The following is a 21,395-nucleotide window of genomic DNA, read 5'->3' as shown; positions in this document are numbered from 1 at the left end:
TATTGTCCCGTTGGGGCCCGCCTGCGGGCCCGCGATAATGGAGAAGCTCGGCCTAACATAGGGAGAGCGCCCCCCCTTGCCAAGCAGAACAGCACGTATCGGTTAAGCTTTCGCCCACCCTCGCCCACCATCATGGCCGTGGAATGGCGGCGCCGGCAACGGCGGCGCACCCATAAGCGCAGCGGTGGCGGCGGCTGGCTCGATGTCGAAGGACGGCAGGAAGCGCGCGAAAGGTGCCACCGCCGGAACGGCCGAGACCGGCAGCAGGCCCGCATTGCTGCCCGCAAAACCAAGGGATACGCCGCCGGACCACAACGAAGGCTCCGCAGCCAGCGCTGCGCGTGAGAGGCTTTGTGGAATATCCTCGCTCAAGGGCGCTTGCCTGGCCGCGGCGGACCCCAGCGGCGCGATCACCAAATCGCCCGGCCCGTCTTTGAAAGTGATGCGGCAGCGATTGTCCCAGAGCAGGTTGTCCACCGGCGGCGTGGGGGCGGGCAGGTTGCGGTTTTCGCGGCGAAGGAAAATGCCGGTTCGGCGCGCGTCGACCACTGTCCGCGACAATGTAGCGCAAAGCGAGCCCGACCGCAGACGCGAAAGCAGCGCAGCGCAGCGCGCCTCATCGGCGAGGAATGACATGCCGCCGACGGCGGCCAAAAGGATGCGCAACGCATAGATGGTGGCCTCGCCATCCTCATGACCCGCGAAATCGCGATTAAGGCGGATGAGGCCCGGACTTGGTCTGTCGGCAAAGGCGTCGATGAGCATGGCGGCGCGGCGACCGATGTCCTGGCGCGCGAAAGCCGCCTGCTGCGAGCGTGCCAGCGCTTCCGCGATGCGCCGCTCGCCTTCACCTTGCGCGAGCTTCGCCCGCACGCGCGGCCGCTCGAAGCGGATATCGATATTGGTCGGGTCCTCGATCCAACCGATGTCGCGAGCCTGCAGCATCTCGCGCAGCGCCGCGCGCCTTGTGCCGAGCAGCGGCCGGACGATCCATGTCCGCCAGTCGTGCAGCGTAGCGGGCGCCATGCCGGCGAGACCGCGGCCGTCATCGTCGCGCGCCTGTCGCATCAGCACCGTCTCGGCCTGGTCGTCGGCGGTATGGCCGGTCAGGATCAGCTTGATGTCTTGGGCGCCGGCGGCTTCCGCAAGCAGCCTGTAGCGCGCTTCGCGCGCGGCGGCCGGCAGCCCGGTCGCAGGCTTGTCGCCGTGCCAGGCGAGAATGCGATGCGCGATGCCGCGCTCGGCGCAGAAATTGGCAACCTGCTGCGCCTCGATGGCCGAGTCCGGCCTCAAGCCGTGATCGATCGTCACCGCAAGCAGCCTGGCGCCGGATGCGGTCCGGTCGAAGTGATCCTTGAGGAGAAGAAGAAGGGCGGTCGAGTCGCTGCCGCCGGATACGGCCGCAACGGCGCCGCTCGAAAAGTCTAGGTCTGAGAAAAGGCCGTGTGAAAAATTAGCTTTGGTATCGGGCGTCAGCACGCCGCCAGTGCCTTTTCCTGCTTGATGCGCTCCTTGAGCGTGCCCGAAACGTCGGGATAGCGCTTGCCGATCTCGTTGAAGGTGGCGCAGGCGACGTCGTTCTGCTTCAGGCCTACCAGCGAAACGCCGAGCTTGAGCAGCATGTCGGGCGCCTTCTTGGCCTTCGGATAGTCCTTGCTGGCGGCGAGGAAGACTTCCGCCGCATCACGGTATTTCTGCTGACCGAGCAGCGACTCGCCCAGCCAGTAGTGCGCATCCGCTGCCTTGGCGTCCTTGGGGAAGCGCGAAATATGGTCGCGAAAACCCTGCTCGGCGGTCGGGTAATCGCCTGACAGGATGAACTGGTAGGAATTGCGGTAGAGCTCGTCGGGATTGTTGGTCGACGGCAGGGCCGCGACTTCCGTGCCGCCGGCTTTGTTCTTCCTGGCCGGGGTCTCGGCGGAAGGAGCGCCTGCCGTGGCCGCCGGAGCTTGCGCCGGCGCGCTGGCGTGCGAATCGGTCTCGGCATTGACGACGTTGCCGTTCTTGTCGACGGTGATGGTGCCGAAATCCTTCGGCGGCGCACCGGTGATCAGCTTGCCGGGATCGCCGGTTTGCGATTCCACGATGACATCGCCGACTGTCTTGTCGCCGCCATTTTGCCCGCCGGTGCCGGCCGGCGCCTGCGTCGCCGGGGCTTGGGCGACGCTGTTGTCGGTTCCGGCGTCGCCGGTGCCGGAATTCCCGGTGCCGGCATCGCCGAGATTGGTGTTGCCGTTGCTATTTCCGTCCTGGGGCGCGGCCTCCGACTTCTTCTGTCCGGCCGGCTTGGCGCCGCCCTGCGAACCGCCCTCAAGCTGCTGGAAGCGGAACTCGTTGTCTTCCTGCTGCTTGCGGATCTGTTCCTGCATCTGCAGGATCTGGAAATTCATCTCCTCGATCTTGCCGTTCAGCTGGCGCAGTTGGTCTTCCAGACCAGTCACACCACCGCTGCTATCCTGCGCGATCTGCGCCTGCTCCGGCTTCTTCTTGTCGCCGAAGATGCCGAGTGTCGGCAGATGGAAGGTGAATCCGCCGTCGGAAGCCTGCCCGGCGCTGTCGGCCGGCGCTGCAAGGCTTGGAAGGCTTGATACGAGCAGCAGCGCAAGCGTGCCGCTCAGGACCGTTCTGAAGTGCATTCTGTCTCTCGCGGTGGGTGTTGGCCTGATGCGCCTTTCCAAATCAAACAAGGGGAGGAAGCGCCCTCGCGCTCATAGCAGGACGCGAGACTTCGGCCAAATTTTGTTTCGGTTTGTTGCAAATGAAAAAGGCGGCCCTGAGGCCGCCTTTCATGTCCGGTATGTTGTATTTTTGTCGCCCGCGTCGACGCGACGCCGCAGGACCTGGCTCTTAGGAGCCGGCGCCGGAAAGCGTGGTGACGGCGCGGCGGTTCTGCGACCAGCAGGAGATGTCGTCGCAGACCGCGACCGGACGCTCCTTGCCGTAGGAGATCGTCTTCAGGCGGCCGGCGGAGACGCCCTTGGAGACCAGGAAGTCGCGCGTGGCGGCGGCGCGACGGGCGCCCAGCGCCAGATTGTACTCACGCGTGCCGCGCTCGTCGGCATGGCCTTCGATGACGATCGCGTACTGACGATACTGGTTGAGCCACTGCGCCTGACGCGACAGCGTGGTCTGCGCATCTGCGCGGATCGACGAGGAATCGGTGTCGAAGAAGATGCGGTCGCCGATGTTGACGGTGAAGTCCCGCGCCGAACCCGGCGTCGCAGCGCCGGCGCCGTTGAGGCCGAGATCGGCCGCGCTGTTGGGGGTCTTCTTCGAGGCGCAACCGGTGATGGCGAGAGCCGCCACCAGCGCAATCATCGCCGGGTTTCTGGTAAGTGCTGCGATACGGCTCATGCCGCCTCTCCTTCGCATATGAGTGATTTCGTTGATCACCCAGTAACCACGTTTGGGTTAACCGGCATTCAAGAAACACGGTTAATGTTTGGTTTTCGAGCCGCCGTCCGCGGCCCTTCTCGTCCCACGCATTTACAAAGGGTAAGACTGCGCGCGGACCCTAGGCAGAAATGCGGCCAAAACGCGACCACGGGGGAAAGCGGATCTTGAGCCGCCCGCTTTCGTCATTTCTTCAATTCTTCAGTTTCTTCAATTCCCCAGGTTCTTCAATTCCCCAGTCCCGGTCGCTCATTCCAGCAACGGCGACCAAGCCGGGTCGGAAGCGTAGTTCGCGGTCGGAATCTGCTGCTCGTTGCGGCCGGTCAGATCGACCGAGACCAGCTTGGGTCCGCCTGCGGAATCGCGGAAGAACATCAAGACGCGGCCGTTCGGCGCCCAGGTCGGCCCCTCCTGCTGGAAGCCGGAGGACAGGATGCGCTCGCCCGAGCCGTCGGTCTTCATGACGCCGATCTGGAATTCACCGCCGCTCTGCTTGGTGAAGGCGATGAGGTCGCCGCGCGGCGACCAGACCGGCGTCGAATAGACGCCGTCGCCGAAGGAGATGCGGTGCGGATTGGAGCCGTCCGCGCCCATGACATAGATCTGCGAGCGGCCGCTGCCGCCGCCGCGGTCGGAGGTGAAGACGATCTGCGAGCCGTCCGGCGAATAGGAGGGCGAGGTGTCGATCGCGGTGGAGTCGGTCAGCCGCGTCGTCGAGCGGCTCCTAAGGTCCATGGCGAAGATGTTGGAGTTGCCGTCGTCGCGCAGCAGGCTCATGATCACCTTCTGGCCGTCGGGCGAAAAGCGCGGCGCGAACGTCATGCCCGGGAAATTGCCGACCAGCTCGCGCTGGCCGGTCTCGATCTGCAGCAGATAGACCTTCGGCTGTCCGCTCTCATAGGACATATAGGTGATTTCCTGCCGGTTCGGCGAGAAACGCGGCGTCAGCACGATCGAGCGGCCGTCCGACAGATAGCGCACATTGGCGCCGTCCTGGTCCATGATGGCGAGGCGCTTCTTGCGCGCGTTCTTTGCCCCGGATTCGTCGACGAAGACGACGCGGGTATCGAAGTAGCCTTTTTCGCCGGTGATCTTCTCATAGATCGCATCGGCGATGATGTGCGCGACGCGGCGTTGATTGGCGTCATTGGCGAAAAACTGCTCGCCGGCCAGCTGCTGGTTGCCGAAAATATCCCACAGTCGGTACTGGGCGCGGATGCGGCCATCCGCCTCCTTGCTCACGCTGCCGGTGACCAGCGCCTGCGCGTTGATGACCTTCCAGTCGTCGAAACGGGGCGTGGCATCCGGATTGGAGATCTTTTCGACAAAGGCGGCCTTGTCGATCGGCGCGAACAGTCCTGACCGTTTCAGATCGGCTGCGACGATCTCCGATATCTGCGGGCCAAGCCCTCCCTGGAAGTCAGGGATGGCGATCGGCATCGGCTCGACATTGCCTTTGTTGACGTTCAGCTCGAGAGTTGCCTGGGCAGGCAAGGTGGCGACAGAACTTATGCCCATCGCCATCGCGGCGACCATCAGGAGCGGCTTGAGGATGGATTTCATGTCTTCTCGCTTCTCTTGCTGATTTTTTTGGACGCTCAGGCTACAGGCCAAGCATCGCTCTCGGATCGAAGTTGACGCGAATGTCGGACCAGATGTCTTGCTTTCCGGCGGGAACCTGCAGCCCGGCGACATCGCATTTCTGCACGGCGCGAATCGCGCTGGCGTCGAATTGGGGGTTGCCGCTGGACTTCTCGACGATTGGGCGGCCCTCCAGCTTGCCGAAGGCATTCAGGTTGAAACGGATCACCACGGTGAAATTCTCCGAGCCTTCGAGGCCGACCGGAAGGGTCCAGCAACCACCGAGCTGATCCTCCAGCGCCCCTTGCTCCGACCTGGAGAGCTTCTGGCCCTGATCCTTTTCGCCGCCGAGCGAGGCCTGCTGGGTAGAGCGCTTGGCGCCGCCGCCGGACGGCTTCTGCTTGTCGAGCAGAGCCGTTATCTCGTCGGCGTTGAACTGCTTCTCGTCCGATTTCTTCTTGGAAGACGCTTCCTTTACCGGCTTTTCGGCGTCCTTGCGATCGGGCGCCTTGGCGCTCTCGGCCTGCGCCGGCTGCGGCTTCGGCCGCGCTTCCGGCGCCGGCGCCGAATCCGGAAGCTTTGCTTCTTCCGCCGGCTGATCCTGCGAGATCGCCTCGGCCACCGCGTCGGGCTTGACCTCTTCCTTTTGGATGGCCGCGGTCTTGTCCGGCTGCGGCGCGAGCGTCGGTTCCTTGGCCGGCGTCGGCTTCGGCTCCGTCTGCTTGACCGGCTCGGGCTTGACTTCTTCCTTAGGCGTCGGCGTCGGCGCGACTTCCGTCGCAGGCGTCGGCTTCGGCTTCTCCTGCGGCTTCGGCACGTCCTCGACCGCGGGCTTCTCGGTCGGCGTCGGCGCGGGCGGCGGCGCCGCGGTCTTGTCGACCGGCTTCGGCTTGGCTTCGTCCGTCACCGGCTTGTCGGTGTCGACGGTATTCTCCCCGACCTTCTGCGCGTTGGGAACGACATCCGGGCGCTTGGTCGGAACAGGCGCCGGCTTGTCATGCATGACCGCCTTCTTGTCGCCCTGCAGCGTCTGTGCCACGGCTTCCATCGGCACGATGTCGACTGCCACCGACTCCACGTCGGAGGCAGGCATGGCCGGCGGCGACGACAGCGTGAACAGCCCGAAGGCCAGCGCCACCGCATGCAAGATCACCGAAGAGGTGAGACCGGTCCGCATTTGGCGTCTACTGATCCTGTTCCTGCAGCGAGACCAGGCCGATATTCTTGTAGCCGGCCGCCGAAATGCGGGCCATGACCTTCATCGCCGTGCCGTAATCCGTCGACTTGTCGCCGCGGATGAAGATGCGTTCGTCGTAACCGGTCTTCGAGATCGCCTGCAGCTTGGCTATCAGTTCCTCGATCGGGATTTCGGTTTCCTGCAGATAGATCTGGCCGGCGGCGTTGATCGACACGGTGATCGGCTGCGTGTCGACATTCATCGCCTTGGCCTGCGTGTCCGGCAGGTCGATCGGAACCCCGACGGTGAGCAGAGGCGCCGCGACCATGAAGATGATCAACAGCACCAGCATCACGTCGACCATCGGCGTGACGTTGATTTCGGACATCAGGGCATGGTGACGGCCACGCCGCCTATGGCCGCGTCCGCCCCGCCCCGAGCCACTTGCGCCTGCAGCAGACATCCCCATGATCGATCCTCACCCCTTCTGCGCTACTTTTTCATCGATTTGGCGCGAGAGTATGGCGGAGAACTCGTCCGCGAACCCTTCCATGCGCATGCCGAGCTTGTTCGCGTCCGATGACAGCTTGTTGTAGGCGATGACCGCGGGAATGGCCGCGAGCAGACCGATCGCGGTGGCGAGCAGCGCTTCCGCGATACCGGGCGCCACAACCGAAAGGCTGGTGTTCTTCGAGGCGGCGATCGCCTGGAACGAAGTCATGATGCCGATGACGGTGCCGAACAGCCCGATGAACGGTGCGGCCGAGCCGGTAGTGGCGAGGAAGCCGAGGCGACCCTCCAGCTTCTCCATCTCGCGCGTCAGCGCCAGGTCCATCGCCTTGTCGATGCGGGTCTGCAGCGCCAGCGCCGATTTCGCGCCCTTTTCGAAACTCTTCTTCCACTCGCGCATGGCGGCGACGAAGATCGCGCCCATGCCGGTGGTCTTGCGATCGGCCAGCGTGCGGTAGAGCTCCTCAAGCGACTGGCCCGACCAGAACACCTGCTCGAAGCGGTTGAGCGCCAGCCGCATGCGGCCATAGGCGACGAGCTTGTCGATGATGATCGCCCAGGTCCAGATTGAGGCGCAAAGCAGGCCGATCATGACCAGCTTGACCACCCAGCCGGCCTGCATGAACAGGGCCCAGATCGACAGATGCGCGCCCGGATCGGCGAGTGCGATGTTTTCCATGACTTAAGTCCTTAAGGTTTCCGGGCATCGCTGGCGGCTGGCCCATGGGCATTCCTTTGGTCCGATCGCGCGAAGCTTGAAGCTTGCGGGATAAGCCCCGAATGCACCGTTTCGCGGCCTTTTCGAGGCAAATATTGGTGAAAGGAAGGCACACGAATTGCGCCAATCTTCACCAATTCCTTCATGAACCGTTATGGTTAAGGATGGGTTAGGACGTAAGGCGCGGCGCATTGCCGCGCATGATCTCGGCCAGGAAGCCGAGAATGGTGGCTTACGAGAACCGGAGCGGAGCGTACTTGAAGTACGTGAGCACCGGAAGCGCAGGAAGCCACCATTCGCAGGCCGGCCTCACCTGAATGTCAGCTTGGCCGAGGCATGAAGGCGGCGACCCATTCCTTCGGGAAGCGCTTCGGGCGGCCGCTTTCGCCGACGATCGCCGCTTCGACTTTCGCCTCCACCAGCACGTCGCCGCCGCGCTTCAATTGCTGGCCCATGAAGATGCGGGCGCCGGAAATATCGTCAGTGCGTGTGTCGATGGTGAGGATATCGTCCATGCGCGCCGGTGAACGGAAGTCGATCTCCATGCGCCGCACCACCCAGACGATGCGCTCGCCATGCTTGCCGTCCAGGAGTTCGGTGTGGTGGACGCCGGTCAGTCTCAGATAGTCGGAGCGGCCGCGTTCGAGGAATTCGAGATAGCGCGCATGATAGACGACGCCGGAGAAATCGGTGTCGGCATAATAGACCCTCGCCATAAGCCGGTGGCCGAAATCCGTCAGCGCTCCGGAAAGCCCGGCGCTGAGCGCCGCCGATTCACCATGATCGTCCATCGCGCTTTCCTTTTCAGGCCCGAACAGGCATCTAAAGCCCTCGGGCTTTAGGCATTTTTTCTATGCGTGTCGTTGTCCCAAAACCGCTGCACACTTTTGGGCGACACGCACCGTTTTCGCGCGAGAACGGGATGGCATTGTTGGGCTCGACGATCAAGACCCTGATGGCGGCGCTGCTTGCGCTCGGCGCGTTGGCATTGCCGGCCGGAGCGGCGACCTTCTCGATGAAGCGCGGCCTCAATCTCGACCAGTGGGTGACCTGGCCGGCCGAGGACAAATGGGGCGAGCGCCAGGCGATCCTGCCTTATCCGGAGTGGCGCAAATTCCTCAAGGAGGACGACCTCAAGGCGCTCAAGGATGCCGGACTCGATTTCCTGCGCATGCCGGTCGATCCCTCGCCCTTTCTTTCGGACCGGACCGCGGCCCTTCGCGATGACCTCTATGCGAGCGTGCTCGAATCGGCGCGCATGATCAACCGCGCCGGCCTGAAAGTGATCATCGACCTGCATCTGATCCCGGCTGGCGGCAATCGCAAGATCGGCATGAGCGAGGTGATGCACGACCCGGCCGTCTTCGACGCCTATGCCGAACTGGTGCGCAAGATGGCGCGGACGTTGGCCAAAGAGGATCCGAAGCTTGTCGCGCTGGAACTGATGAATGAGCCGCTGGTCGATTGCGAGGCGAACGGCACCAGCCTTTGGCCCGACCGCCAGAAGCAATTGTTCGCGGCCGCGCGCGCCTCCGCCACCAGGCTGACGCTGATCCTGACCGGCGGCTGCTATTCGAACGCGCAATCGCTGGCCAGGATCGATCCGAGAGCGATCGCCGATGACAACATCATCTGGACCTTCCATTCCTACGACCCGTTCCTTTTGACGCATCAGGGCGCAAGCTGGGCTGGCGACTTCATTCCCTATGTCACCGGCCTGCCCTATCCGCTGACGGCCATTCCGAAGGCGCAGCTCAACATGACGCTGGACACGATCCGCGACCGGATCAGGGCCGAGGCGCCTTGGGCGCGACGGAGCGGCCTGCTTAGCTATCTCGACAAGCAGGTGGCGACGATGGACAGCCCCGAAAAGCTCCTTGGCGTGATGGATGCGCCATTCGCGACGGTCGATGCCTGGGCGAAGGTCAACGGCATCAAGCCGCAGGACATCACGCTCGGCGAATTCGGCATGATCCGCAAGGAATACGGCAACGGCTTCGTCATGCCGGCCGCATACCGCGCTGCCTATGTGCGCGACATGATCGCCCGCGCTGAGGCGCATGGCTTTTCATGGTCGGTGTGGAACTATGGCGGCGCCTTCGGCATCGTCGATGCGTTCGACGGCGAGAAGGCTGAGCCGGATGTGATGGACGTAATCCGCCAGCTTGCACGTTAGTCACCAGCGATGCTGCCAATTCTGCGCTGGCATCGGGGGATTAGCTTATGCGCTCACTGCTTTATACGACCGGATCACCTTTCGCGCGCGGCATTCGTGTCGTGCTGGATGAAATCGGCCTCGACTATGAGCGCCGCGAGGAAACGACGACGCCATCTGCCGCGTCTCGCGCCGAATGGACCCCGGCGCTTCAAGTACCGACGCTACGGGATGGCGATCTGACACTTTGGGAAAGCGGTGTCATCGCCGAGTATCTGCTTGCCGCCTATCCGCAGCGTGTCGGGAGCGATCCGGCTCTGGCTCCGTCGATGTGGCGGGCGGCATCGGAATGGCAGGACCGATTGCTCTTTGCTTCGATCCAGACGCTGGGCGCCGCCGCAACGACGATCAGCCAGATGCAATGGTCCGGAGTGAGGCATCGCGACAATTCGCATTTGACGCGCTGCGCAGAGCGCATTGCTCATCTGATCGGATGGCTGGAAGGGCGGATCGACCGCGACGGCGAGGGATTTTTCGGCAAGGTCGTCTCGGTCCAGGACATTTTTCTGACCTGCCACTTGCGCTTCATCGCCAACCGGCCCCTGGACCTCGATACTCAACCTGGCGAGCATCCGAAAACCCGCGCGCTTGTGAGCAGGATGGAAGATCGCGCCAGCTTCCGGAACAATCCGGTGCTGTGGTGGGAACCTGGCATCACCGGCTACGAAGCCGACGGCACGCCCATCCGCGCTATCTAGAGCAATTCCAGAAAAACTGTGAGCGGTTGAATAAAAAACAAAGAGATAGGGCGTTTCGCCGTTTCGTGAGACGGTGAAACGCAAATGGGAACCTTAGCCCAGATCGATCTGCAGGATCTCCGGCCGCACCCCGAGACGTACCGGCAGAATGCTGAAGCCCAGCCCGCCTGATACGATCAGGTTGCGGTCATTCTCCACGACATGGCCGTAGGCGAAGCGGTTGCCATAGTCCGAAGGCACGATCGGCGAATAACCAAACAGCCGCACCTGTCCGCCATGCGTGTGTCCGGACAATGTCAGCGACACCCGCTCCGGCACCTTCGTGAAAATGTCGGGCTCGTGTGCAAGCAGGATGATCGGCTCGCTCCCCTGGATCTTGGCCAAGGTGCCCGGGAGATCGTCGAAGCCCTGGAAACTGTCGCGTCCCTTGGCCTTGTTCGGCAGCAGCGCGAGTTGATCGGCTAGCCCGGCGATCCAGAAACCATGCCCGTCCTTTTCCAGCCGCACGACGTCGTTTTCCAGCACCGGGATGCCGACATGCTCCAGCGCCTTGCGCGACTGGGTCGGGCCGGCCTCCGCTCGCTGCGCGAAGAAATCCGTCCACCAATCGTGATTGCCGAGGATCGACAGCACGCCAAGCGGCGCCTTGAGGCCCGACAATGCCTCGGCCCACTCCTCCACCCGCACCCGGCCCGTCACCAGCTTGGTCCCGGCGGTATAGTCACCGAGCAGCACGATCAGATCCGGCTGAAGCGCGTTCGTTTCCTGGGCAAACGCTGCGATCCGTTCCGGCGTCATCCAGGGCCGGCAGGAGTGGATATCCGCAAGCGCCACGACGCGCAGCTTGAGCCCGGCCGGCCAGTGCGGCGGCGTCAATGTGTAGCGCTTAACATGGGTGAGCAGCATCGGCTCGATGCCGACCGCATAGGCGCTGAGCGACACCATGGCGAAGGCCGAGCCGCCGATAAGGCGCAGGAAAGCGCGTCTGGTGATCATAGGTCGCCCCAAGCCCTAGGATTGCGTCAGATAGGCCTACCTTAAAGGCTGCAATTGCGCCCTCAGTCAGGCCGAGGCGCGCAGATTCTGCGCAGATGGGCCGTTGTGCCGCCGAAACGGCGAACAAATCTGCGTTACTCTTCCTGGAACAGGCTGATCTGCTGCTGGGCGATATCCTTGGGCGGGTCGAGGCCGAGATGGCGCCAGGCATTGGCGGTCAGCACACGGCCACGCGGCGTGCGCTGGATGAAGCCTTGCTGGATCAGATAGGGCTCGATGATGTCCTCGATCGCGTCGCGCGGCTCGGAGAGCCCGGCGGCGATCGTCTCGATGCCGACCGGGCCACCGCCGAAATTGCGCGCGATCATCGAAAGGTAGCGGCGGTCGAGCGCGTCGAGGCCGAGCGCGTCGACCTCCAGCCTGGTCAGCGCCTCGTCGGCGATCCTCCTGTCGACATGACCGTCCCCGGCGACGCTGGCGAAGTCGCGCACCCGGCGCAACAGCCTGCCGGCGATGCGCGGCGTGCCGCGCGCGCGGCGCGCGATCTCCACCGCGCCGTCGTCGCCGAGCGGCATCGACAGGATGCGGGCGCCGCGCCGCACGATCTGCTCCAGCTCCTCGACCGTGTAGAAATTGAGCCGGACCGGGATGCCGAAGCGGTCGCGCAGCGGATTGGTCAGGAGCCCAAGCCTCGTTGTCGCCGCGACCAGCGTGAAACGGGCGAGGTCGATCTTGACCGAGCGCGCCGCCGGCCCTTCGCCGATGATGAGATCAAGCTGGAAATCCTCCATCGCCGGATAGAGGATTTCCTCGACCGCCGGATTGAGCCGATGGATCTCGTCGATGAAGAGGACGTCGCGCTCCTCGAGATTGGTGAGCAGCGCGGCGAGATCGCCGGCCTTGGCGATGACCGGGCCGGAGGTGGAGCGGAAGTTGACGCCGAGCTCGCGCGCCATGATCTGCGCCAGCGTGGTCTTGCCGAGCCCCGGCGGGCCGACGAATAGCACATGGTCGAGCGCCTCGCCGCGACTCTTGGCGGCGTCGACGAAGACCTTGAGATTGGCGCGCACCGCCGCCTGGCCGACGAACTCGTCGAGCGACTGCGGCCGCAGCGTCTGGTCGGCGTCCTCGCCGCGCTTGTCGGGAGCAATGAGGCGGGGCGAAAGGGTCATGCCGCCTTCCTTGCATAGGACCAGTAGCGGAACAAGCGTCGCCTCACCGCGCCAGTTCCTTCAGGCCGAAGCGGATGAGCTTGGACGCATCCGCGCCCTCGCCGGCCGATTTCAGCGCCGCCGCGACCGCGTTCGCCGCGATGTCGCGCGAATAGCCGAGATTGACGAGCGCCGAGACCGCATCCGTGATCGGCGCTGCGGCGACGCCTTCGCCAAGCTCCTGCTTGAGGCCAATCGTGCCGGTAGCCGCGCCCGCATAGGCAGGCGCCTTGGTGCGCAATTCGGTGACGATACGCTCGGCCACCTTCTTGCCGACGCCGGGCGCGCGGGAGACCATGGCTATGTCGCGCAGCGCTATCGCGTTGGCGAGATCGGCGGGCGCCAGCGTCGACAGGATGGCCAGCGCCACCTTTGCGCCGACGCCCTGCACATTGTTCATCAAGAGGCGAAACCACTCGCGCTCCAGTCCCGTCTGGAAGCCATAGAGCCGGATCATGTCCTCGCGCACATATGTCTCGATGAACAGCATCACCGCCTCGCCGGGCGACGGCAGCGCGGCCAGCGTGCGCGCCGAGCAATGGGCGACATAGCCGACGCCATGCACGTCGATGATGCAGGAATCTTCATCGATCTCGTCCAGCGTGCCTTTCAGCTTGCCGATCATGATTGTCCCCTCACGCCAGCGCGGCCATGCGGTAAGTCGCGCTCGGGCGGTGATGCGCATGGCAGATGGCGATGGCCAGAGCGTCGGCGGCGTCGTCGGTGTCGAAGATCGCCTTCGGCATCAGCACCTTGACCATCATATGGATCTGCTTCTTCTCGCCATGACCGACGCCGATCACGGCCTTTTTGACGGCATTGGGGGCATATTCGGCCACCACCAGTCCGGCGCGCGCCGGCACCAGCATGGCGATGCCGCGCGCCTGGCCGAGCTTCAGCGTCGCCGTCGCATCCTTGTTGACGAAAGTCTGCTCGACCGCTGCCTCATGCGGCATGGCCTGGTGCAGCACCTCGGCCAAGCCGTCATGCAGCTGGCACAGTCTCGTCGCCAGCGACTCCTTTTCGTCGGACCGCACCGTGCCGGACGCGATGAAGCGCAGCGAATTGCCCACGCTGTCGATAATACCCCAGCCGGTGCGCCTCAGGCCCGGATCGATGCCGATGATGCGAATCGCTTCCCCCATGCGCCAAGTCTAGCTGTGGCGGCAAGCGATGCCAGCAAAATGTGAACAAACCAGAAACAATTGCGATCTCAGCGACTCGCCGTTTCCGTGAGACGGTGAGACGCTCTAATTCGTCACGCGACGGATGGTTTTCGACAGCCGCGTGAGAAATGCCGGCCTGGACGATGCGACCAGCTTCCAGGCCAGGACTGCATTGCCAATACGCCGCGGCAGGATTCCGATGCAAAGGAACCAGGCCGCCAGAGCAGCCCGCCGCCGCCAAGATGCGTCCATTTCCAGGCTGGCGGCGGCGCCCGCACTTGCCAGTCCCAGCCGGGAGTCGGTGGCGACCGGATGCTGGGGCTCGTCGACGCAGAGCGAAGCCAGCCGTTCTTCCAGATGCACCGGATCGCGAAGGCCGGCATCCGGCGGTACGGTCAGACCGATCTCGGCCGCCCGGCCGGATAAGGCCTCGAGGCGCCGGAAGTCATGCTGCACGCGCCAACGCGCTCGCTCAGCAAGCTTTTCGGCAAAGACGGAATGGTTGGAACCGTGGATGCGGTAGGCGCCAAGGCAGGTGTCGATGGATTTCACCTCTCCGTGCAGCGGCGCGAGTGTTGCGAGATAGCCATCGGCGCCTTGCCGGAAATCGCTTTCCGGCATGGGCATTATCGTCTCCAGCACCTCGCGGTCGAACGCCAACCCGCTTGTCACCGTCGTGCGGTACCGCCCCTTGCGCAACAATTCCGGGACGACGTCGCCTGAATCGAACGGCTGTTCCGGAGGGGGAAAAACATCCTTGATCCGCTGGTCCTCATCGACGAGATGCAGTCGGAATTGCGCCTGGGCGACATCCGCGTCCCACTCGTCCAGGACCTCGGAGACGGCGTTCGGATAGAGATAATCGTCGGCGTCCAGGAAAAGAATGATCTCGCCGGTGCTCGCCTCGAAGCCGGTATTGAACGCGGCGGCATGCCCGCCATTCCTGCGCCTGAGGCACGGCCGGATTTTGTCGCCGTAGGATTCGATGACGGCGACCGACGCATCCGTCGATGCGTCGTCGACGACCACCACCTCGACATTTCGGTGGTCCTGCTCCAACGCGCTGTCGATGGCGCGTCCTAGAAACTGTTCGTAATTGTAGTTGGGGATGATGATCGATACCGGGATGCGGTCCAATGGCGAATGCACGGGATCAAGCCTCGCAATCTGCTTTGGTCACAGTGACGGTGGTTTTGTTGCAGAACCGGCTCGGGTCGACCCGGCTGCGGCGAACGGCTCCAATTAGGGGCCTATCGCTTCAAGGCAAGTGTGATCTTTGTCGGGAAGGCCGGCATCACCTTCAAATACAATAACGGCCGCCGCAATATCGAAGAGCACTCCGAATCACAGGTGTCGACCTGCGCCGCTACCGCTATCGTCTTTTTGCAAACGCGGTTTCAGCCGCGCGCGAACGCCGTATTCAAAAGGCTGATCTGGTCGGAAACCGGGTTGGCCCGCCGGCCGGGGGCGTGCAGGTCGCTGACCACGCCGCCATAGATTTCCTCGTCCATGCGCCGCACCAACGCCTGCAGGCGCAGCGAGCGCGTCACGAGATCCACAAAATCCTTGGGCAGCTCGTTCCAGCCAAGCGCCTCGTCATGCGCGGACGCGGTGTCGAGCCGCACCTTGGATTTCTCCGAGGCCACCTGGTCGCGCGTCATCTCGCCGGAATTCGCCGCCCGCTGCAAAAGCAGCCAGGAGGCGACCTGCATGAGCCTCGTGGTCAGCCGCATCGATTCGGCCGCGTAGAGCGTAGCCGCCGTGCGCGACAATTTCTTGGCTTCGAGCCTGCCCTTGCCATCGAGATATTCGGCGGCCTGCTCGACCAGCCCCATTCCTTCCTGGTAGAGCGGCTTGAAGGATTGGGAGAAAACCCGGCGCTCCGCCAATTTGATGGTTTTCGCGCTGCCCTTCGAAGGCTCGTTCATCGATACGCCCCTGCACTGCCGCCAGCCGATTCGGCAATCTTGCCGACGTGGCCCGCACGCTAAATGACTGAGGCTTGAAAATGCGCTTCGATGCCCATGAAGGCAAGCGCATGTTTAACAAACGGTTAACGCCGGTCGCGTTCCGGCCACCCGCCGGCGGATGGCGCAGGCCTGCCGTATGCGGATAAAAAAAGAGCCGCGGATAAGGCGGCTCTCAGGAGTTTAACAGGGAGGCGTCAAACAAAGTGGCTCCAACCACTCGGTAAGAATCCAGCAAAACTGGATGCGCATAGTAAACGCCCGTAAAGCTTAATGAAGCCTTAACGCGGCGGCGATTTTTTTGAGCGAACGCGCTTTCCTGTGCCGGAACAGGACAGCGGATGCGCCCCCGGGATCGTCTGAAACCGGATTTTCGAACGCCGATCGTGGCGGCCGTAACATGTTGGCTGCTGCCGCGGCATCGTGCCGAAACACGCGCCACGCAAAAGGCCGCTCCTCTGAAGCGGCGCGCAGATCCGCGCCCCTTGAAATCACGCAGCATATCCGGGAGCAAACCATGGATTGGTATTCGATCGTCAAATTCCTTCACGTCGTTTCGGCTATTTTGTGGGTCGGCGGCGGCTTCGTGCTGTTCCTGCTCGGCGTGCTCGCCGAGCGAGCCGGCAACATCGAAGACAAGCTGCAGGCAATGCGCGCCAGCGGACAGCTCGGCAGCAAATTCTTCGCGCCGATGTCGATGCTGACGCTGGTCTTCGGCCTGATCATGTGCGGCTTCTGGGTCGGCTTTACCGAGCTGTGGATCGTCATCGGCCTCGTCGGCTACGCCACGACCTTCTCGATTGGCATGCTGATCTTCAAGCCGACCGGCGAGCGCATAGGCGCGATGATCGCCAAGGACGGCGTGACGCCGTCCGTCCTTGCCATCGGCCAGCGCATGATGAAATGGGCGCGGCTTGATTATGCTGTGATGCTGGTGATCATCGCCGACATGGTGCTGAAGCCCAGTTTGCACGACATCGGCATTCTTGCCGGCATGGCGATGGTGGTTGCGCTGGGCGCCGCGCTCGCCTTCGGCGGCGGCCGCCAGATGGTGCCGAGCGCCGCCTGAGCGTCGCGATTCTTTGGAGCGAGGCGGCCGGATGGCCGCTTCGCTTCTACATCAGGCCGACAATGCCGTCCCACAGCAGCTTGACGGCGACCACCGCGACAGTGGCGTAGGTGAACGGATAGAAGATCTCCGGCCGCATGCGGCGCACCAGCCAGGCGCCGGCCATCGTCGAAATCGGCGCCAGCGGCATCAACACCGCCGACGCGGTCAAATTGGCGGTGTCGAATTGGCCGAGCGCGAAATAGGGGATGAGCTTCAGCGCATTGGTGGCGGCAAAGAAGATCGCCGCCGTGCCCGACAGCACTTTCGGATCGAGCCGGATCGGTAGCGCATAGACCTGGAAGGGCGGGCCGCCGACATGGGCGACGAAGCTGGTGAAGCCGGCGACCGTGCCCCAGAAGGCGGCGGCAATGCGGTTCGGCTCAGCCGCATGGTCGGCGCCGTGGCGGAACTGCAGGTAGATCCATCGCAGCACGAACACCAGCGCGACGGCGCCGACGATCAGCCGCACCATCTCCTCGGTGACCAAAGCCGCGGTCAGCCAGCCGAGCCCGATACCGATGACCGCGCCCGGCATCATGTCGACCAGCATCTTGCGGTCGTAAACGCCCCACCAGGTCCACACCGAGATGACATCCATCAGGCACAGGATCGGCAGCAGGATGGCGGCCGCCTGAACCGGCGGCATGGTGAGCGCCATCAACGGCACGCCGACGAAGCCGACGGCGCCGCCGAAGCCGCCTTTCGACAGGCCGACAAGGATCACCGCCGGAATGGCGGCGGCGTAGAACCACGGATCGCTGAGCAGGCCTGACATCGGCAAGGGGAAGGTTGGAGAAGGCGGGGAACCCAGCCATAGCGCAGAACAGCGCCGCCGGGATAGTCATTAATGCCGGCATCCGCTATGCCTGCCGACGCTGGCAGGCAGCCGCATTGGAAGGATCGTCGGTCGGCTCACTGCCTTCGAGGTGTGGACATGAGCCTCGCGAAACGGACGTTGCGGCGATCGTCGCGATGCTTGCCGGCGATGGCCAGGCACGCGAAGAGCCGGCTTGCCGCTGTCGCGGGCAGTGAAACGCACTAGCCTTTTGTGTAGTCAGGCCCAAAACGTGTCGGCAGGCCGTCGGCGAGTTTCACCCAAGGGAGCTTCTCCTCGAAGGCGACATGCAGCGTAGGCGCAAATTTTTCCGGCTCCGCCATCGTTGCCGAAAAAAAATGCATGACATTGGACATCTTCTTTGAGCGGAAGGAAAGCGGCGAACCGCAGTGATCGCAAAATGTTCTTTCTACGCCGGGAGAAGAATTGAATGTCTTCGGTGACTTGCCCAGCCATCGCCATTGGCCGTCCAGGACGCCAATGTAGGTGGTCATCGGCGCAGAACATTGCCGCCGACAACTTTCACAATGACAGACCACGCAGGCCTGTGCCGGTCCATCGACTTCAAAGGCAATAGCGCCACATAGGCAATGACCACGCATGCGAAACCTCCTTGAGGCAGCGAGGGCAGCTTAGTTCAGGGGGGCGTGCGGGAGTCGCCACGAATGCGCCGAACTGGCGCCTGATCCCGACATTTGCACTGGCGATTGTGAGCGCGTGCGCGGCCGTCTAGGCCCAGGCGCGACGATGCTCGTTTGGACGGTCCTCATCCGCCGCATAGCCGGCTGTTCAAGCCGAACGCTTTGCTTTATGCCGCAATGCAACCATCTTCGCCCGGCATAGGCGAAACCGGGATCGAAGGCCAATGAACGAAGCAACTCCGCCCAACCGCTGCCGCATCGTGCTGATCGCGCCGCCGCTCATGCCGGCCGAGCAGATCTGCGCGGCATTCGAGGGTGGCGACGTCGCTTCGCTGATCCTGCCCGACAACGGCATGGACGACGCCTCCTTCCAGGCCTTCGCCGAAAAGATCGTGCCGATTGCTCAAGGTGCCGGCATCGCCGTCATCATCGCCGGCGATAGCCGCATCGCCGGGCGCGTCCAGGCGGACGGCATCCATGTCGAAGTAAAGCCCCGGGAGCTCGCCGAGACGATCGAGCGCCTGGCCGGCAAGATGATGGTCGGCGCCGGCGGCGCCAAGACGCGCGACGAGGCGCTGGAACTCGGCGAGCAGCGGCCCGATTACATGTTCTTCGGCCGCTTCGGCTATGACAACAAGCCGGAGCCGCATCACCGCAACCTCGCCCTGGGCGAATGGTGGGCGGAGATGATTTCGATCCCTTGCATCGTCATGGGCGGCTCCGAGCTTGCCTCCGTCGAGACGGTGGCCGCAACCGGCGCCGAGTTCGTGGCGCTGTCCAGCGCCGTCTTTGCCGACGGACGCGAGCCCCGCGCCGCGATCGCCGCCGCCAACGCGTTGCTCGATGAAACCGCGCCGCGTTTCGAGGACTGACATGCGCCTGCACGGCCCTTGCCTGGTGGTCCTGGCCGGTTTGTTTGCGCAGGCCGCGATGGCGGCTGAGACCGTCCCGCTGCCGCAGCCGCGGCCGGAGACGAGCGCGCCGGACAAGAGCGCGCCCGACGCAGCCAAGCCGGATGAAAGCACGCCGGACGCGGGCACGCCGGATACGGGCAAACTGGACACAGCCACGCCGGACGCCGGCGCGCCGGATCCGAGCAGGTTCGGCACCGGTCCGCATATCGACAAGCCGATCCAGAACACCTTGCCGCAGCCGGCGACCATGACGCCGCCATCGGCCGATACCGTCAATCCCGACCGCTTCGGCGCCAAGCAGCCGGACGCCGCCTATGGCGCCTTCCAGCGCGGGCTCTACAAGACCGCCTACAACCTTGCCATGGAGCGCGCCAAGAACGGCGATCCGGCGGCCGAGACGCTCGTGGCCGAAATCCTGTCGCGCGGACTGGGTATGCCGCTCAATCCGGCCGAGGCCGCGAAATGGTATGCGTTGGCGGCCGAACAGGGCGTGCCGGAGGCGCAGTTCCAATATGCGCTGATGCTGCTCGACGGCCGATATGTGAAGAAGGACGAAAAGGGCGCCTTCGCGCTGATGCAGGCCTCGGCCGAGGCCGGCAACCGGCTCGCGCAGTTCAACTTTGCCCAGTTGCTCGTCCAGCAGGATCCCGGCGATGGCGGCCTTGCCAAGGCGGCCGTGTATTACGAGCGCGCCGCCGCCACCGGCCTTGCCGATGCCCAATATGCGATGGCGCAGCTCTACGCCAACGGCGCCGGCGGCAAGCCGCATGACGATGCCCAGGCGCGTCTTCTCCTGGCGCAGGCCGCGAGGCAGAACTATGACACCGCGCAGATCGACCTTGCCACCTGGATGATCGAGGGACGCGGCGGCGGGCGCGACCTGAAATCGGGCTTTGCCTGGATGAAGCGGGCGGCGCAAGGCGGCAATGTCGCCGCCCAGAACCGCCTCGCCAAGCTCTATATGAGCGGCATCGGCACCGATCCGGACCTGATCCTTGCCGGCGCCTGGTACATCGTCGCCCGCCGCGCCGGGCTGATCGACCCGCAGATGGACGATTTCCTGCAGGGTCTAGACGATGATCAGACCAAGCAGGCGCTGCAGAAGGCAAACCGCCTGCCGTAGGTGTAACGCAGGTAGGTGCGAAGCAGTCAGGTTCGGCGATTTCGCCGTAGCCTTCGGTCGGCAATTGCTCCAAAGGAGAAGACTTTGTCACTGCATGTGATCGAGCACGACCTTGCCGAAGGGATAGCCATGCTCGAGGTAGCGAAGCGCCGATGCGGCCTCGTACCAGGGAAAGACCTTGTCGATCACCGGACGCAGACCGTTGACGGCAATCGCCCGGTTCATTGCCTCGAAGGACTGACGTGACCCGACTGGAATGCCGCGCGCCGTGACCTGACGGCGGAAGATGTCGAGCGGATTGACCGATCCGTCGTTGCCGCCGAGATAGCCGATGACGTTAATCTGGCCGCAGCGGGCCGCCGCATTGAGCGACTGCGCGAAACTCTGTGGACCGCCGACCTCGATGATGTGGTCGGCACCGCGACCGTCTGTCAGCCGCAGCACGGCTTCCGCCCATTCCGGATTGTCGCGATAATTCACGCCGTCATGCGCACCGAGTTCTTTTGCCCGAGCAAGCTTTTCATCGCTGCTCGACGTGACGATCACGCGCGCCCCGGCGGTCTTCGCAAGCTGCACGGCGAACAGCGAGACACCGCCTGTGCCGAGAGTGAGCACCGTCTCGCCCGGCAGCAACTTGCCTTCGGTGAACAGCGCATGCCAGGCGGTCACGCCAGCGCAGGCCAGCGTCGCCGCCTCGAGGTCGCTGAGGTGGGCAGGCGCGAGCACCGCCGCCTGCTCATCGAGCAGCGCATACTCGCTGAGCATGCCGTCGATCGGCCCGCCGCGCTGGTAAGACGCCTCGGCCATGACGAAGCTGCCGGCTACCCAGCGTTGCCAGAACGTGCCGCAGACACGGTCGCCGATCTTGAACCGGCTGACCTCCGCCCCGACCGCCGCCACCTCGCCGACGCCGTCGGAAAGCAGCACCAGGGGCAGCGCGAATCTCGTGTGATAGCTGCCGCGGGCTATTTCGACATCACGGTAATTGAGCGCGCTCGCCTTGACCTTGATGAGGATTTCCTGGCGCCCCGGCGTCGGCGTCGGCCGGTCGACCAGCTTAAGGTTTTCGATGCCGCCCGGGGCCTGCAATTCGATCGTGCGCATTTTCGGTTTCCTCGACTGGAGTGCCGGCAGGAAAA

The 21,395-nt window shown here is 63.9% G+C and carries 22 protein-coding genes; 5 read left to right on the top strand and 17 right to left on the bottom strand.

Annotated features, from left to right (window positions below; genetic code table 11):
• Nucleotides 1-102 precede the first annotated feature (102 nt).
• From tilS to ybgC, 8 genes are all read right to left on the bottom strand, one after another.
• Nucleotides 103-1,479, bottom strand: coding sequence for a tRNA lysidine(34) synthetase TilS (tilS, locus tag O7A05_RS22610; protein ID WP_415927042.1), 1,377 nt, complete (start codon nt 1,477-1,479; stop codon nt 103-105).
• On the bottom strand, nt 1,473-2,636 hold the full coding sequence (gene ybgF / locus O7A05_RS22605; protein ID WP_337095159.1) for a tol-pal system protein YbgF: 1,164 nt from the start codon (nt 2,634-2,636) through the stop codon (nt 1,473-1,475). The genes tilS and ybgF overlap by 7 nt, the downstream gene beginning before the upstream one ends.
• Nucleotides 2,637-2,847: 211 nt before the next feature.
• Complete coding sequence (gene pal / locus O7A05_RS22600; protein ID WP_337095158.1) at nt 2,848-3,354, bottom strand: peptidoglycan-associated lipoprotein Pal; 507 nt, start codon at nt 3,352-3,354, stop codon at nt 2,848-2,850.
• Between the two features lie 288 nt (nt 3,355-3,642).
• Nucleotides 3,643-4,956 carry a Tol-Pal system beta propeller repeat protein TolB gene (gene tolB, locus O7A05_RS22595; RefSeq protein ID WP_224583655.1) on the bottom strand — a complete coding sequence of 438 codons (1,314 nt, stop codon included), beginning with the start codon at nt 4,954-4,956 and terminating at the stop codon, nt 3,643-3,645.
• Nucleotides 4,957-4,996: 40 nt separating this feature from the next.
• Nucleotides 4,997-6,151 (bottom strand): energy transducer TonB family protein, encoded by a 1,155-nt coding sequence (locus O7A05_RS22590; RefSeq protein WP_337095157.1) that lies wholly within the window; start codon nt 6,149-6,151, stop codon nt 4,997-4,999.
• A 7-nt stretch (nt 6,152-6,158) separates the two neighbouring features.
• A complete protein-coding gene (gene tolR, locus O7A05_RS22585; RefSeq protein ID WP_411970634.1) occupies nt 6,159-6,620 on the bottom strand; it encodes a protein TolR in 462 nt (153 codons plus the stop codon).
• A 9-nt stretch (nt 6,621-6,629) separates the two neighbouring features.
• Nucleotides 6,630-7,340, bottom strand: a complete 711-nt coding sequence (tolQ, locus tag O7A05_RS22580; protein ID WP_224510837.1) for a protein TolQ — start codon at nt 7,338-7,340, stop codon at nt 6,630-6,632.
• A 359-nt stretch (nt 7,341-7,699) separates the two neighbouring features.
• Nucleotides 7,700-8,170 carry a tol-pal system-associated acyl-CoA thioesterase gene (gene ybgC, locus O7A05_RS22575; RefSeq protein ID WP_337095156.1) on the bottom strand — a complete coding sequence of 157 codons (471 nt, stop codon included), beginning with the start codon at nt 8,168-8,170 and terminating at the stop codon, nt 7,700-7,702.
• Nucleotides 8,171-8,301: 131 nt separating this feature from the next.
• Here ybgC and O7A05_RS22570 point away from each other — a divergent pair, with 131 nt between their 5' ends.
• Both O7A05_RS22570 and O7A05_RS22565 read left to right on the top strand, forming a co-directional pair.
• Complete coding sequence (locus tag O7A05_RS22570) at nt 8,302-9,555, top strand: glycoside hydrolase family 5 protein (protein ID WP_337095155.1); 1,254 nt, start codon at nt 8,302-8,304, stop codon at nt 9,553-9,555.
• Between the two features lie 47 nt (nt 9,556-9,602).
• Nucleotides 9,603-10,292 carry a glutathione S-transferase family protein gene (locus O7A05_RS22565; RefSeq protein WP_337095154.1) on the top strand — a complete coding sequence of 230 codons (690 nt, stop codon included), beginning with the start codon at nt 9,603-9,605 and terminating at the stop codon, nt 10,290-10,292.
• A 93-nt stretch (nt 10,293-10,385) separates the two neighbouring features.
• On the opposite strand, the gene O7A05_RS22560 is transcribed toward O7A05_RS22565, so the two are convergent.
• The 6 genes from O7A05_RS22560 to rcdA form a co-directional block, all read right to left on the bottom strand.
• Complete coding sequence (locus O7A05_RS22560; RefSeq protein WP_337095153.1) at nt 10,386-11,288, bottom strand: metallophosphoesterase; 903 nt, start codon at nt 11,286-11,288, stop codon at nt 10,386-10,388.
• Nucleotides 11,289-11,422: 134 nt separating this feature from the next.
• Entirely contained in the window at nt 11,423-12,460 is a 1,038-nt protein-coding gene (ruvB, locus tag O7A05_RS22555; protein WP_224528031.1) for a Holliday junction branch migration DNA helicase RuvB, read from the bottom strand.
• A gap of 43 nt (nt 12,461-12,503) precedes the next feature.
• Entirely contained in the window at nt 12,504-13,124 is a 621-nt protein-coding gene (ruvA, locus tag O7A05_RS22550; protein WP_337095152.1) for a Holliday junction branch migration protein RuvA, read from the bottom strand.
• Nucleotides 13,125-13,134: 10 nt separating this feature from the next.
• Nucleotides 13,135-13,644, bottom strand: a complete 510-nt coding sequence (gene ruvC / locus O7A05_RS22545; RefSeq protein ID WP_337095151.1) for a crossover junction endodeoxyribonuclease RuvC — start codon at nt 13,642-13,644, stop codon at nt 13,135-13,137.
• Between the two features lie 105 nt (nt 13,645-13,749).
• Nucleotides 13,750-14,814 (bottom strand): glycosyltransferase family 2 protein, encoded by a 1,065-nt coding sequence (locus tag O7A05_RS22540; protein WP_337095150.1) that lies wholly within the window; start codon nt 14,812-14,814, stop codon nt 13,750-13,752.
• A 248-nt stretch (nt 14,815-15,062) separates the two neighbouring features.
• Entirely contained in the window at nt 15,063-15,593 is a 531-nt protein-coding gene (gene rcdA, locus O7A05_RS22535; RefSeq protein WP_337095149.1) for a protease adaptor protein RcdA, read from the bottom strand.
• A 556-nt stretch (nt 15,594-16,149) separates the two neighbouring features.
• On the opposite strand from rcdA, the gene O7A05_RS22530 reads away from it, so the two are divergent.
• The gene (locus O7A05_RS22530) at nt 16,150-16,701 is read left to right on the top strand and encodes a DUF2269 family protein (protein ID WP_337095148.1); all 552 of its coding nucleotides are present in this window, start codon (nt 16,150-16,152) and stop codon (nt 16,699-16,701) included.
• Between the two features lie 46 nt (nt 16,702-16,747).
• Here O7A05_RS22530 and O7A05_RS22525 read toward each other — a convergent pair whose 3' ends face one another.
• Both O7A05_RS22525 and O7A05_RS22520 read right to left on the bottom strand, forming a co-directional pair.
• Complete coding sequence (locus tag O7A05_RS22525) at nt 16,748-17,518, bottom strand: sulfite exporter TauE/SafE family protein (RefSeq protein WP_337095174.1); 771 nt, start codon at nt 17,516-17,518, stop codon at nt 16,748-16,750.
• A gap of 263 nt (nt 17,519-17,781) precedes the next feature.
• A complete protein-coding gene (locus tag O7A05_RS22520; RefSeq protein WP_337095147.1) occupies nt 17,782-18,180 on the bottom strand; it encodes a GFA family protein in 399 nt (132 codons plus the stop codon).
• A 263-nt stretch (nt 18,181-18,443) separates the two neighbouring features.
• Between O7A05_RS22520 and O7A05_RS22515 the strand changes: the two genes are divergently transcribed.
• Nucleotides 18,444-19,091 carry a thiamine phosphate synthase gene (locus O7A05_RS22515; protein ID WP_337095146.1) on the top strand — a complete coding sequence of 216 codons (648 nt, stop codon included), beginning with the start codon at nt 18,444-18,446 and terminating at the stop codon, nt 19,089-19,091.
• A 1-nt stretch (nt 19,092) separates the two neighbouring features.
• A complete protein-coding gene (locus O7A05_RS22510; protein ID WP_337095145.1) occupies nt 19,093-20,256 on the top strand; it encodes a tetratricopeptide repeat protein in 1,164 nt (387 codons plus the stop codon).
• An 87-nt stretch (nt 20,257-20,343) separates the two neighbouring features.
• Here O7A05_RS22510 and O7A05_RS22505 read toward each other — a convergent pair whose 3' ends face one another.
• Nucleotides 20,344-21,360, bottom strand: coding sequence for a zinc-dependent alcohol dehydrogenase family protein (locus O7A05_RS22505; protein WP_337095144.1), 1,017 nt, complete (start codon nt 21,358-21,360; stop codon nt 20,344-20,346).
• Nucleotides 21,361-21,395: the final 35 nt, after the last annotated feature.

Source organism: Mesorhizobium argentiipisi (SeqCode) (genome assembly GCF_037179585.1).
GTDB classification, from domain to species: Bacteria; Pseudomonadota; Alphaproteobacteria; order Rhizobiales; family Rhizobiaceae; genus Mesorhizobium; species Mesorhizobium argentiipisi.
Note: the sequence above shows the minus strand (reverse complement) of the source record. Positions and strands in the feature narration are given on the sequence as shown.

What these genes read in the sequence shown, in the direction of transcription:
- ybgF (WP_337095159.1), bottom strand. Translation starts at nt 2,636, where the DNA reads ATGCACTTCAGAACGGTCCTGAGCGGCACGCTTGCGCTGCTGCTCGTA.
- pal (WP_337095158.1), bottom strand. Translation starts at nt 3,354, where the DNA reads ATGAGCCGTATCGCAGCACTTACCAGAAACCCGGCGATGATTGCGCTG.
- tolB (WP_224583655.1), bottom strand. Translation starts at nt 4,956, where the DNA reads ATGAAATCCATCCTCAAGCCGCTCCTGATGGTCGCCGCGATGGCGATG.
- O7A05_RS22590 (WP_337095157.1), bottom strand. Translation starts at nt 6,151, where the DNA reads ATGCGGACCGGTCTCACCTCTTCGGTGATCTTGCATGCGGTGGCGCTG.
- tolR (WP_411970634.1), bottom strand. Translation starts at nt 6,620, where the DNA reads ATGGGGATGTCTGCTGCAGGCGCAAGTGGCTCGGGGCGGGGCGGACGC.
- tolQ (WP_224510837.1), bottom strand. Translation starts at nt 7,340, where the DNA reads ATGGAAAACATCGCACTCGCCGATCCGGGCGCGCATCTGTCGATCTGG.
- ybgC (WP_337095156.1), bottom strand. Translation starts at nt 8,170, where the DNA reads ATGGACGATCATGGTGAATCGGCGGCGCTCAGCGCCGGGCTTTCCGGA.
- O7A05_RS22570 (WP_337095155.1), top strand. Translation starts at nt 8,302, where the DNA reads ATGGCATTGTTGGGCTCGACGATCAAGACCCTGATGGCGGCGCTGCTT.
- O7A05_RS22565 (WP_337095154.1), top strand. Translation starts at nt 9,603, where the DNA reads ATGCGCTCACTGCTTTATACGACCGGATCACCTTTCGCGCGCGGCATT.
- O7A05_RS22560 (WP_337095153.1), bottom strand. Translation starts at nt 11,288, where the DNA reads ATGATCACCAGACGCGCTTTCCTGCGCCTTATCGGCGGCTCGGCCTTC.
- ruvB (WP_224528031.1), bottom strand. Translation starts at nt 12,460, where the DNA reads ATGACCCTTTCGCCCCGCCTCATTGCTCCCGACAAGCGCGGCGAGGAC.
- ruvA (WP_337095152.1), bottom strand. Translation starts at nt 13,124, where the DNA reads ATGATCGGCAAGCTGAAAGGCACGCTGGACGAGATCGATGAAGATTCC.
- ruvC (WP_337095151.1), bottom strand. Translation starts at nt 13,644, where the DNA reads ATGGGGGAAGCGATTCGCATCATCGGCATCGATCCGGGCCTGAGGCGC.
- rcdA (WP_337095149.1), bottom strand. Translation starts at nt 15,593, where the DNA reads ATGAACGAGCCTTCGAAGGGCAGCGCGAAAACCATCAAATTGGCGGAG.
- O7A05_RS22530 (WP_337095148.1), top strand. Translation starts at nt 16,150, where the DNA reads ATGGATTGGTATTCGATCGTCAAATTCCTTCACGTCGTTTCGGCTATT.
- O7A05_RS22525 (WP_337095174.1), bottom strand. Translation starts at nt 17,518, where the DNA reads ATGTCAGGCCTGCTCAGCGATCCGTGGTTCTACGCCGCCGCCATTCCG.
- O7A05_RS22520 (WP_337095147.1), bottom strand. Translation starts at nt 18,180, where the DNA reads ATGCGTGGTCATTGCCTATGTGGCGCTATTGCCTTTGAAGTCGATGGA.
- O7A05_RS22515 (WP_337095146.1), top strand. Translation starts at nt 18,444, where the DNA reads ATGAACGAAGCAACTCCGCCCAACCGCTGCCGCATCGTGCTGATCGCG.
- O7A05_RS22510 (WP_337095145.1), top strand. Translation starts at nt 19,093, where the DNA reads ATGCGCCTGCACGGCCCTTGCCTGGTGGTCCTGGCCGGTTTGTTTGCG.
- O7A05_RS22505 (WP_337095144.1), bottom strand. Translation starts at nt 21,360, where the DNA reads ATGCGCACGATCGAATTGCAGGCCCCGGGCGGCATCGAAAACCTTAAG.